Raw genomic sequence first — 10,851 nt, forward strand, 5'->3', positions numbered from 1 at the left:
GGCGCAAGATCGACGTGGATCTGGGGGTGGAATCCCTGACCCCGATCGCCACCGTGCACGACCGCCTGCGGGCCTGGGAGGACACGGGCGGCCGAGCCATCCGCTTCGTGCACCTCGACATCGCCCAGGACTACCACCTGCTGCTGGAACTGCTGCGCAGCGAGCGTCCGGAGGCCGTGGTCCATTTCGCCGAGCAGCGGGCGGCGCCCTACTCGATGAAGTCGAGCACCACCAAGCGCTACACCGTCGACAACAACGTCAACGGCACCCACAACCTGCTCTGCGCGATCGTTGAGAGCGGCCTCGACATCCACATCGTGCACCTGGGCACCATGGGGGTCTACGGCTATGGCTCCCACCGGGGCGCCACGATTCCCGAGGGCTACCTCACGGTGGAGGTGCCCCAGGCCGACGGCAGCCGCTTCCGCGAGAAGATCCTGCACCCCACGGATCCTGGCAGCGTCTACCACATGACCAAGACGCTGGATCAGCTGCTTTTTTATTACTACAACAAGAACGACGGCATCCGCGTCACCGACCTGCACCAGGGCATCGTCTGGGGCACCAACACCGATCTCACCGACCGGGACCCCCGCCTGGTGAACCGCTTCGACTACGACGGCGATTACGGCACGGTGCTCAACCGCTTCCTGATGCAGGCCGCGATCGGCTATCCCCTCACCGTGCACGGCACGGGCGGCCAGACCCGCGCCTTCATCCACATCCGTGATTCGGTCAAGTGCGTGGAGCTGGCGATCGATCACCCGCCCGTCTCCGGGGAAAAGGTGCGCATCTACAACCAGATGACCGAGAGCCACAAGGTCAACGATCTGGCTGAAAAGGTGGCGGCGGTCACCGGCGCCCAGGTGAGCCACCTGCCCAACCCGCGCAAGGAGGCGATCGAGAACGATCTGATCGTCGACAACCGCTGTCTGATCGAGCTGGGCCTCAAACCCACCACCCTGGAAGACGGCCTGCTCAGCGAAGTGGTGGATGTGGCCCGGCGCTGGGCCGACCGCTGCGACCGCTCACGCATTCCCTGCGTGTCCTCCTGGACCACGACCCAGGCGGCGGCCCTCAAGGCTGTCGTCTGAGCCCAGGACCATGCCCCGACAGCGGCTCCCGTGAAGATCGCACTGTTCACCGAAACCTTCCTGCCCAAGGTCGACGGCATCGTCACGCGTCTCACCAAGACCGTGGAACACCTGGTGCGCGCCGGGGATGAGGTGCTGCTGTTCTGCCCGGAGGGCGCCCCCTCGCTTTACATGGGAGCCCGGGTGATCGGCGTGCCGGCCCTGCCCCTGCCGCTCTACCCGGAGCTGAAGCTCGCCCTGCCCCGTCCAGCCGTGGCCGAGGCTCTGGAAGCGTTTCAGCCGGATGTGGTGCATGTGGTCAACCCGGCGGTGCTGGGCCTGGGGGGCATCTGGATGGCACGAACCCGCCAGATCCCGCTGGTGGCCAGCTATCACACCCACCTGCCCAAATACCTGGAGCACTACGGCATGGGCGTGCTGGAGCCCTTGCTCTGGGAACTGCTCAAAGCCGCCCATAACCAGGCCGTGCTCAATCTCTGCACGTCCTCGGTGATGGTGGAGGAGCTCGCTCAGCGGGGCATCCAGCACACCGCCCTCTGGCAGCGGGGTGTTGACACCGAGATGTTCAGGCCCGAGCTGCGCTCGGACGCCATGCGGCGGCGGCTGATGGGCCGCCATCCCGACAGCGACAGCCTGCTGCTGTATGTGGGTCGGCTGTCGGCCGAGAAGCAGATCGAGCGGATCCGGCCCGTGCTCGACGCCCTGCCCCAGGCCCGGCTGGCTCTGGTGGGCGACGGCCCGCACCGGGCTCAGCTGGAGAAGGTGTTCGAGGGAACCGCCACCACCTTTGTGGGTTATCTGGGCGGCGAGGAGCTGGCCGGCGCCTTTGCCAGTGCTGATGCCTTCCTCTTCCCCTCCAGCACTGAAACCCTGGGACTGGTGCTGCTGGAGGCGATGGCGGCGGGCTGTCCGGTGGTGGGTGCCAACCGGGGCGGCATCCCCGACATCGTCACCGATGGGGTCAACGGCTGTCTCTACGACCCCGACGACGACGCCTCCCTCACCGCCGCCACCCTGCGGCTGCTGGCCAGCCCCGAGCGGCGCGAGCAGCTGCGGCTGGCGGCCCGCCATGAGGCCGAGCGCTGGGGCTGGGCCGGAGCCACCGCCCAGCTTCGCCGCTTCTACCGCGATGTGGCCGGTGCTGGCCTTCAGCTGGCGGCCTGAGCCGGCTTGAACCAGGTGGCCAGCAGGGCCTTCACCATCGGCACGGCGATGGTGCCGCCGTAGCCACCACTGTTCTCGCCGAAGGCAATGATCACCAGATCGGGCTTACCAGCTGGGGCATAGCCGCCGAACCAGGCGTGATCCGGCCGCGGCGGGTCTTCGGCGGTGCCGGTCTTGCCGGCCACCGCCGGCAGCCTGGGATCGTTGAGCATGGTGGCGGTACCGTTCGTGACCACCTCGCGCAGACCCTGGCGCAGCACCTTGAGGGTGGTGGGCTTGAGGCCGATCCAGGTCCGGGGGGTGTCCCGCTCCACCAGGTGGGGCGTGACCAGCCAGCCGCCATTGGCCACGGCCGCGTAGAGACGGGCCATCTGCAGCGGCGTCACCGAAACAGCCCCCTGACCGATCGCCGAGGTGATCGTGTCCACGGAGGTCCAGGATTCGCCCAGCACTTTCTTCTTCCAGGCCTTGTCGCCCAGCAATCCCGGACTCTCCTCATCGCGCAGCTCGATGCCGGTGTAGCTGCCATAGCCAAGGCGGCGCGCCGCCTTGAACAGCTCCTCGGAGCCCACCTTCAGTCCCAGCCGGTAGAAGAAACTGTTGCTGCTCACCGCCAGAGCGAGGGGAAAACCGATGCTGCCGAAGCTGCCATGGTCGGCGTAGCACTGGCCGTCGTAGCAGAAGGAACCGGAGGTGGGGATGGTGGAGGTGGGGCCGTAGCGCCCCGATTCGAGGCCGGCGATCGTACTGATCAGCTTGAAGGTGCTGGCGGGAGGAAAGGCCCGCATCGCCCGGTTGAGCATGGGTGCTTCCGGGCGGTTGAGATTGTTCCACTGGGCCGTGGTGGGGCCGGTGGAGAAGATGTTGGGATCGAAGTTGGGGCGGCTCGCCATGGCGCGGATGGCACCGGTGCGGGGATCCATGGCCACGATCGCCCCTTTCGCCACCCCATCGAGGGCCTTCTCAGCCGTGCGCTGCAATTCAAGATCCAGGGTCAGGCGCAGGTCCTTGCCGGCGCGGGCCTGCTTGTCCCCCAGCACCCGCTGCACCTGGCCCGCGGCATTCACCTCCAGCTGCTGGCCGCCCCACTCACCCCTGAGGTGGGATTCGTAGACCTGCTCCAGCCCTGTACGCCCGATGCGGTCCTGCACCCGGTAGCCCTTGTCGGCCAGCCGGGCGTATTCTTCCTCGGTGAGGCCACTGGTGTAACCGAGCACGTGCGCGGCCAGGGGGCCGCCCGGGTAGGAGCGCAGGTAGTCGACGTCCACCTCGGCGCCATCGAGATTGATCGCCTGCTCCCGGAAGCGCAGCACCTGGACGCTGCTGAGGGAACTGGCCAGCTCGATCCGGTAGCCATCACCCTGGAGCCCCTCCTTGTAGTTCTGCTCCAGCTGATCCACCGGCAGCGCCAGGAGCGCCGCCAGCTTCTCGCGCAGGGCCGGCCAGCGTTCCTTCGACACCAGCCGAGGCTGCAGGTAGAGGTTGTAGGTGAGGCGGCTGGTGGCCAGCACCTCCCCATGGCGATCGAGCAGACGGCCGCGGACAGGGTGACGGGGCACCAGGCGGATGCGGTTCTGGTCGGCCCGCAGGCGGTTTTCGGGGCCCTGGGCCAGCTGAAGCCAGGCCAGGCGGGCCCCCATCGCCGAGGCCGCCAGCACCACCACCGCCAGCAGCCAGGCCGGCTGATGGCTCATCCCCGACTGCCGCGGCGAGCCGGCCTGGAATCCGCTGGCCATCGCTTCAGGCCCCGAGGCGGCGCTCGAGTTCCTCCAGGCGTCCGGAGACGCGCGCCAGGGCCTCCTGCAGCGCCCGCCGCTCCTCCGGCCCCGTGGGGGAGACGGGGGGCGGGCCGCTCAGATCACTGGCCGAACCAGAGGGCACGTCGCGCACCTCCACCTTCACCACAGGGTTGCCCAGCCCGGGTTGCACCTGATCGAGGCTCTCGCGCACCTTCTTAGCGGCCGCATCCCCCTCCTGACGCAGCTGCGCCAGGGGATCATCCGTGGCGGTGAAGGCCTCCACCACCTGGCGGGGTCCGCCCCGACGGGCCCGGTCGACCACGGCGATGCCGACTGGAAGCAGGTCTTCCATCAGGCTGAGCCGCAGGGCATCAAAGGGATCGGCAGCCATGGCACAACTCCTGAAGCGAACGCCGCTGGCAATCACCATCGGACCGTTTTCCCAGTCTGACGCCCAGGCGGGCGCCTGAGGGTTCAGGGGGTGCGCTGGATCCCGGGCTCGAGAATGACCGCCCGGCAGAATTCGCGCGATCCCACCCACCAGCCGCCCACCACGGCCAGAGCGACGGCGGCGGTGAAGGGCAGCAGGGCCTGGCGTGTCATGTCGAGGCTGAACCACTCGCCCCAGCCGCGCAGGGCACGCTCACGATCAAACCGGCGCCGTTCCCGCTGCTCCAGCTTCTGACGGCGCTGCAGCGATTTCTCAACCCAGCGCTCGAAGGCACGCTTTTTGGTGACGGCCATCTTGCGCTCCACCTCCAGCAGGTGACCGGCGCTGAGATCGGGATGGAAGGTGCTGATCAGCTCCAGGCTCTTGATGAACATCTCCACGGCGCCATCCTTGATCTGGCGGTCGCCGTCGCTGAGTTCCTCCCAGTGGACTTCCGGGTAGAAACGGCCACGGTTGGCCAGAATCTGCTCCTCCGGCAGCTGACCGGGCTCCCGCAACCAGCGGTCGGTGTTGGCATCGAAACGACGCCAGTACAGGAAAGGATTGAGGTAGATGGTTTTCCCCCCCAGCAGGATGCTGTCCTGCTGCAGGCGGCGCTGCACCTGGGGATCCTGCTGAGTGACGGCGGTCAAGGGAAACAGGCTGGGAGCCGATGGTATCGAACGCCGACCAAAGAGGCCAGCGCCGGGACTATTCCCACTCGATCGTGCCGGGGGGCTTGCTGGTGATGTCGAGCACCACCCGGTTCACCCCCTGCACCTCATTGACGATCCGGTTGGAGATGCGCTCCAGCAGGTCATAGGGCAGACGGGACCAGTCGGCGGTCATGCCGTCTTCGCTGGACACACAGCGCAGCACGATCGGATAGGCGTAGGTGCGCTTGTCGCCCATCACGCCGACGCTACGCACCGGCAGCAGCACGGCAAAAGCCTGCCAGATCTCGTGATAGAGCCCGGCCTCCTGCACCTCCTCGCGAACGATCAGGTCGGCATCACGCAGGATGTTCAGCTTCTCGGCGCTGACCTCCCCGAGGATGCGGATGGCCAGGCCAGGTCCCGGGAAGGGGTGGCGGCGCACGATTTCCTCGGGCAAGCCGAGGCTGCGGCCCACCTTGCGCACCTCGTCCTTGAACAGGCGCCGCAGGGGTTCCACCAGCTTGAACTGCAGATCCTTGGGCAGCCCGCCCACGTTGTGGTGGCTTTTGATCTTCACCGCCACCCGCTCGCCGGTCTTGGGATCGAGGTTGGTGCCGGCCGATTCGATCACATCGGGATAGAGGGTGCCCTGGGCGAGGTAATCGAAGGGTCCGAGCCGCTTACTTTCCTCCTCGAACACTCGGATGAATTCGGCGCCGATGATCTTGCGCTTCTGCTCCGGATCTGTGACGCCATCGAGCTTGGCAAGAAAGCGATCACGGGCGTTGATGTATTCGACGCGAATGTGAAACTGCGCATCGAAGAACTCGGTGAGGAACTCCGGCTCCCCCTTGCGCATGAATCCCTGGTCGATGAACATGCAGGTGAGCTGATCTCCGATGGCCCGGTGCAACAGGAAGGCCAGCGTGGAGGAATCGACCCCGCCGGAGAGCGCCAGCAACACCCGCTTGTCTCCAACCCGATCACGCACATCGGCAAGGGCTTCATCGATGAAGGCCGCCGTGGTCCAGTCGGGTTCACAGCCGCAGATGTGATAAACGAAGTTGCGAATCATCGCCATCCCGCCGCGGGAATGCACCACTTCAGGGTGGAACTGCACCCCGTACAAACGCCGCTGGTGATCAGCCACCGCTGCTTCCGGCGTGTTGTCGGTGTGGGCCAGACGGCTGAAGCCCGGCGGCAGGGCCTGCACCGAATCCCCATGGCTCATCCACATCGTCGAGCCGTGCTCCACGTTGGTGAGCAGATCGACCGGGTCATCCACGTAGAGGGGCGCCTTGCCGTACTCGCCGCGGCCGGCGGCTTCCACCTGACCGCCGAGCTGCTGAACCATCAGCTGCATGCCGTAGCAGACCCCCAGAACCGGGATTCCCAGGCTCCAGATGGCTGGATCGCACAGGGGTGCCCCCTCGTCGTACACCGAGTTGGGGCCGCCGCTGAGGATGATTCCCTTCGGCGCCAGCCGTTTGATCTCCTCCACGCTGGTGGCATACCCCAGCACCAGGGAATACACCTCGGTTTCCCGCACCCGACGGGCAATCAGCTCGGAATACTGGGAGCCGAAATCGAGGATGACGATCGCCGGCAGACGTGAGCTTTCGGGCTGCTCGGTCGAGGGGGACGGGTGGGACATAACGACCGAATGACGGCCTGCCTGGCCTTTGGGGGTCACCCTAGGTCGTGCCGGAAAGCCTCCAGCAGCTCATGTCCGCAGGGGCCTGACACCCGCAGCTGCCGCTGCCGATCGAAGAGCGCCGCGCCGATCCGCATGCTGAAGCGGCCGTAGCGGGCCAGGTAGGCCTGGCTGCGCGTCTCGATCGCCAGCGCCAGCCGCGCCTCGATCCGGGCTGCCAGCGGCCCGTCGAGCTCCTGCAATTCCGCCAGGGCCGCCTCCACCGTGGGCGCCGCGAACAGCCGCTGCAGCTCAGGACCGCCCATGCCTTCAAGGGCCGCCAGGGCCGTGAGCACCTCGGCGCGACCATCGGCCAGGTGGTGGTGGGTGTGGAAGATCCCGCCCGCCAGCTTGATCAACTTGCCGTGATAGCCGAACAGCAGCAGCCGCTCGACGCCGGCTTCGGCCGCCGCCACGATCAGTGGACCGAGCCAGTTGCCGGCCTTGAGCAACAGGCCGGCGGGCAGCCCGAGCCGGGGAGCCAGATCGAGCCCGTTCTCGCCGATCACCAGCACCAGATCCCTGGGGTGGGGCGAGTGCGGCCACTGGCGCAGGGTCTCCAGGCACTGCTCGAGCCGATCGGGGGCGGCGCTGCGCTGCACCACGGCCTGGGTCCCGATCAGGGCCAGACCATCCACCACCCCGAAGGCTTCATTGCTGGTGCGGCCAGCAAGCTCCCGGCCCCGGGGGAACACCAGCTGGAGCTGCAGACCGCGGCCGGCTGGCACCAGGGGCAGAAGGTTGATCTCCAGCAGCTGGCGGGCATAGGCCGAGAGGCACAGCTCCCGGCTGCCGACCAGCACGCCCAGCCCCTCCCCCGCCTCCAGGAGCAGCCGCTGGGATGGCTCTGCCCCCTGCGGAGGATCCCACCAGCTGGCCCGCACCCACACCAGCAAACCCCGGGTGAGATCCAGGCCATCGCCCGGATCACAGCGGGCCATGCCCAGGGCCTGACCATCGCCGATGGCGGCGGCGGCCTCCACCGGCACCAGCTCGACGCCGGCCGGCTCCAGCAGCTCCAGCGGCTGCGCCTCACTGGAGCCCCTGAGCGCCGTCACGCCGAGCGCAAGGCCCTCGCCCTCGGCCTCCAGCAGCGCCTCCAGGGCTGCGCGGGCTGCCGCCGCCACCCAGACCGGCAGGATGAAGGGTGTCGCTTCGGTCATCGGCAAGGGGATGGCTGCGGTGTTGGTCGGTGAGCGGGGCCGGGGAGCAGGGACCTTGGTTTTTTAAGGTGGTGGATTGGGCCGCCGCGCCCGCCCCCCCAGCGCCCCCCATGCAGGACAAGCTCACCCTGATGATCCCCGGTCCCACGCCGGTGCCGGAGACCGTCCTGCTGGCCATGAGCCGCCACCCGATCGGCCATCGCAGTGGCGAGTTCCAGGCAATCGTGAAGCGCACCACCGCGCAGCTCAAGTGGCTGCACCAGACCGAAGGTGATGTGCTGGCCCTCACCGGCAGCGGCACCGCCGCCATGGAGGCGGGCATCGTCAACGTGCTGAGCCGGGGCGACAAGGTCCTCTGCGGGGACAACGGCAAGTTCGGCGAGCGCTGGGTGAAGGTGGCCAGGGCCTATGGCCTGGAGGTGGAGGTGATCCGCGCCGACTGGGGCCAGCCCCTGGATCCGGAGGCCTTCCGCCTGGCCCTCGAAGCCGACAGCGAGAAGCAGATCCACGCGGTGATCCTCACCCATTCAGAAACCTCCACCGGGGTGATCAACGACCTGGAGACGATCGCCCGCCATGTTCATGCCCATGGCCAGGCGCTGGTGGTGGCTGACTGCGTCACCAGCCTGGGGGCCTGCCCGGTGCCGGTGGATGCCTGGGGCCTGGATGTGGTGGGCTCGGGCTCCCAGAAGGGCTACATGATGCCGCCGGGCCTTGCTTTCGTGGCGATGAGCGAACGCGCCTGGGAGGCTCACAAGCGCTCCGATCTGCCCAAGTTCTACCTGGATCTGGGCAAGTACCGGAAATCAGCCGCCGCCGATAGCAACCCCTTCACGCCTCCGGTGACGCTCTATTACGCCCTGGAAGCCGCCCTGGGCATGATGGAGCAGGAAGGACTGGACGCCATCTTCGCCCGCCATGCCCGGCTGCAGCGGGCCACCCAAGCGGCCATGCGTGCCATCGGTCTGCCCCTTTACGCCGCTGAAGGCCACGGCAGCCCGGCGATCACGGCGGTGGCCCCTGAGGGCCTCGACGCTGAGGTGCTGCGCAAGAAGATCAAGGAGCGCTACGACATCCTGCTGGCGGGCGGCCAGGACCACCTCAAAGGCAAGGTGTTCCGCATCGGCCACCTGGGCTTTGTCTGCGACCGTGACGTGCTCACGGCGGTGGCCGCCATTGAGGCGACCCTGCAGGAGCTGGGGGCTGCCCGTCAGCCAGTGGGGGCAGGCCTGGCCGCGGCGGCCCGGGAACTGGCGGCCTGAGAGCCTAGACCGAGGGTGAGGGCTGAAGCTTGCAGCCCTCACCTGTTCACCCTTTGCTAGGGTGAAGAAACGCGGGTGTAATTCAGTGGTAGAATGTCAGCTTCCCAAGCTGAACGTCGCCGGTTCGAGTCCGGTCACCCGCTTCTGGTCCAGGCCTGAGATTTGCTGACCCGCCGACGATCATCTTGCTTGGTATTGGCTGGCAGCATGCCAGATCTTGACTGCGGATGACATGGGATGCCCGCCATTGGCGAAACCTTCTCACAGGGTTTCTCACCGCTGGGTCATTTCATGGCCTGATCGACCGTCCTTGATCGGTCAGAATCGCAGCAGTGGGTCGACCGAACCCGAGGTCTGGTAAGCGACCTAAGTTGAGGTAACGCTCTCCGCGTAGCGGTTGGCCCCCGGCATGCCCCAGACCATGTCGGAGATGATTAACCCCTCGAGCGGCTGCTGGTGCTGCTGCTTATGTTCGATGGCCAGGATGCCGACCCAGGAGTGGCTGAGCAGGAGGAAGTTGCTTGCATCGAGGGCAAGGGCCTGGCGCACCTGCTCCACACCTCATCAACGAAGCGCTCGCTCTTTCAGAGATCGGGATGGTTGAGGTGGGTGCTGTGATGCGAACCCAGCTGGTCGTAGCAATGGAGCTCAATGCCCGCCTGAGGCAGAACACTGTCGAACACCTCGAAAGTCTCACAGGTGCAGCCCGGTCCGCCATCGAGCAGCAACAGCTTGATGGTGGGACTGGTGCCGCTGCGCCGCATCCACACCTCAAAGGTGCCGGGGGCGGTGCACACCGGAATCCGGAGCACGCCAGCAGGACTCGGATCGGCATCAAAAGCCATGGACACTCCCGGGGATAGGCAGTGGTTCGGGAAAAGTCTGCGCCTCAACCCTCGAGGCGGAAACCGGCGGGATCCGGCAGGGCTTGCCAGGCCTCGATCTCCAGGGCGTAGGCGGCATGACGCTGGATCGCATCGTCCATGAGCAGCGCCGCCCGGATCAGCATCTCCGGGTTCAAGGAGAAGCCATGCATCGCCAGGCCGGCGGTGATGCTGTGCAGCGCCGCCAGCTGCAGGTCATTGCGTGCCTCGTTGAGCGGATAGCCGCGCACGCCACGCTGCACCAGCTCCCGGGGCCAGGCGAGAAGCAGCTCCTCGTGGTGGCTGCCCAGCCGCTGCACCTAGGGGGGCGGTTTGGCGTTCACGAATGCTCAGGTAGGCCGTGCCTGCTGGCCGTGGCGAATGGCCACGGCCCGATACTCCGACTTGGGGGCATCGGCTCGCAAGGTCGCCAGGTCCCGGTACATGGCCGCAGCCTGCCTGCCAGAGGTGAACGAAAGGAATTCTCCTTCCACCTCGAAGCGCCACCAGTGCCGCTCACCCCCCGGCACATGCAGAAGCGTGCCTGCTTCGATCGGCTGCTCCTGATGCCCCAGGCCGAACACCACCGGCCCCCTGATGACGAAGAACGTTTCATCCCAGGGATGGCAATGGGGTGCCGGTCCGGTGCCATTGTTGCCGCTGGTGTAAAAGGCCTCGAACGCCTGGGCCTCGTCTCCCGAAATCAGGGCCTGGATGTCAAATCATGCAACCCGGTTGGGCGCTGGCCGTTGCGAGGGCGTAACGATGCGCGCACAGGTCATGGTGA

12 protein-coding genes and 1 tRNA gene are annotated in these 10,851 nt (G+C 66.9%); 4 read left to right on the plus strand and 9 right to left on the minus strand.

Going from position 1 to position 10,851, the window contains the following annotated elements; translation table 11 throughout:
• Together KBY78_RS12020 and KBY78_RS12025 are read left to right on the plus strand one after the other, a co-directional pair.
• Positions 1 to 1,094, plus strand: a 1,094-nt coding sequence (locus KBY78_RS12020; protein ID WP_255143790.1) for an NAD-dependent epimerase/dehydratase family protein, incomplete at its 5' end; no start/stop codon positions are given.
• Between the two features lie 30 nt (positions 1,095 to 1,124).
• Complete coding sequence (locus KBY78_RS12025) at positions 1,125 to 2,258, plus strand: glycosyltransferase family 1 protein (protein ID WP_006172769.1); 1,134 nt, start codon at positions 1,125 to 1,127, stop codon at positions 2,256 to 2,258.
• On the opposite strand, the gene mrdA is transcribed toward KBY78_RS12025, so the two are convergent.
• From mrdA to cbiD, 5 genes are all read right to left on the minus strand, one after another.
• Complete coding sequence (gene mrdA, locus KBY78_RS12030; protein WP_006172768.1) at positions 2,243 to 3,994, minus strand: penicillin-binding protein 2; 1,752 nt, start codon at positions 3,992 to 3,994, stop codon at positions 2,243 to 2,245. The genes KBY78_RS12025 and mrdA overlap by 16 nt on opposite strands.
• Before the next feature lie 4 nt (positions 3,995 to 3,998).
• On the minus strand, positions 3,999 to 4,388 hold the full coding sequence (locus KBY78_RS12035) for a hypothetical protein (protein ID WP_006172767.1): 390 nt from the start codon (positions 4,386 to 4,388) through the stop codon (positions 3,999 to 4,001).
• An 83-nt stretch (positions 4,389 to 4,471) separates the two neighbouring features.
• Entirely contained in the window at positions 4,472 to 5,080 is a 609-nt protein-coding gene (locus tag KBY78_RS12040) for a hypothetical protein (protein ID WP_006172766.1), read from the minus strand.
• A gap of 58 nt (positions 5,081 to 5,138) precedes the next feature.
• Positions 5,139 to 6,737 carry a glutamine-hydrolyzing GMP synthase gene (gene guaA / locus KBY78_RS12045; RefSeq protein WP_255143791.1) on the minus strand — a complete coding sequence of 533 codons (1,599 nt, stop codon included), beginning with the start codon at positions 6,735 to 6,737 and terminating at the stop codon, positions 5,139 to 5,141.
• A 35-nt stretch (positions 6,738 to 6,772) separates the two neighbouring features.
• Positions 6,773 to 7,939, minus strand: coding sequence for a cobalt-precorrin-5B (C(1))-methyltransferase CbiD (gene cbiD, locus KBY78_RS12050; RefSeq protein WP_255143792.1), 1,167 nt, complete (start codon positions 7,937 to 7,939; stop codon positions 6,773 to 6,775).
• A gap of 110 nt (positions 7,940 to 8,049) precedes the next feature.
• Here cbiD and KBY78_RS12055 point away from each other — a divergent pair, with 110 nt between their 5' ends.
• Both KBY78_RS12055 and KBY78_RS12060 read left to right on the plus strand, forming a co-directional pair.
• Positions 8,050 to 9,201, plus strand: coding sequence for an alanine--glyoxylate aminotransferase family protein (locus KBY78_RS12055; RefSeq protein WP_255143793.1), 1,152 nt, complete (start codon positions 8,050 to 8,052; stop codon positions 9,199 to 9,201).
• Positions 9,202 to 9,272: 71 nt separating this feature from the next.
• A tRNA-Gly gene (locus KBY78_RS12060) sits at positions 9,273 to 9,344 on the plus strand.
• 223 nt (positions 9,345 to 9,567) lie between these two features.
• Here KBY78_RS12060 and KBY78_RS12065 read toward each other — a convergent pair.
• From KBY78_RS12065 to KBY78_RS12080, 4 genes are all read right to left on the minus strand, one after another.
• A complete protein-coding gene (locus KBY78_RS12065; protein ID WP_197171586.1) occupies positions 9,568 to 9,759 on the minus strand; it encodes a hypothetical protein in 192 nt (63 codons plus the stop codon).
• A gap of 26 nt (positions 9,760 to 9,785) precedes the next feature.
• Positions 9,786 to 10,013, minus strand: a complete 228-nt coding sequence (locus tag KBY78_RS12070; protein ID WP_231605439.1) for a hypothetical protein — start codon at positions 10,011 to 10,013, stop codon at positions 9,786 to 9,788.
• A 77-nt stretch (positions 10,014 to 10,090) separates the two neighbouring features.
• Positions 10,091 to 10,384: a hypothetical protein gene (locus KBY78_RS12075; RefSeq protein ID WP_255143794.1), complete on the minus strand. Its 294-nt coding sequence runs from the start codon at positions 10,382 to 10,384 to the stop codon at positions 10,091 to 10,093.
• Positions 10,385 to 10,414: 30 nt separating this feature from the next.
• The gene (locus tag KBY78_RS12080) at positions 10,415 to 10,780 is read right to left on the minus strand and encodes a cupin domain-containing protein (RefSeq protein ID WP_315856667.1); all 366 of its coding nucleotides are present in this window, start codon (positions 10,778 to 10,780) and stop codon (positions 10,415 to 10,417) included.
• Positions 10,781 to 10,851 lie beyond the last annotated feature (71 nt).

It is taken from the genome of Synechococcus sp. EJ6-Ellesmere (assembly GCF_024345875.1).
GTDB classification, from domain to species: Bacteria; Cyanobacteriota; Cyanobacteriia; order PCC-6307; family Cyanobiaceae; genus Regnicoccus_A; species Regnicoccus_A antarcticus.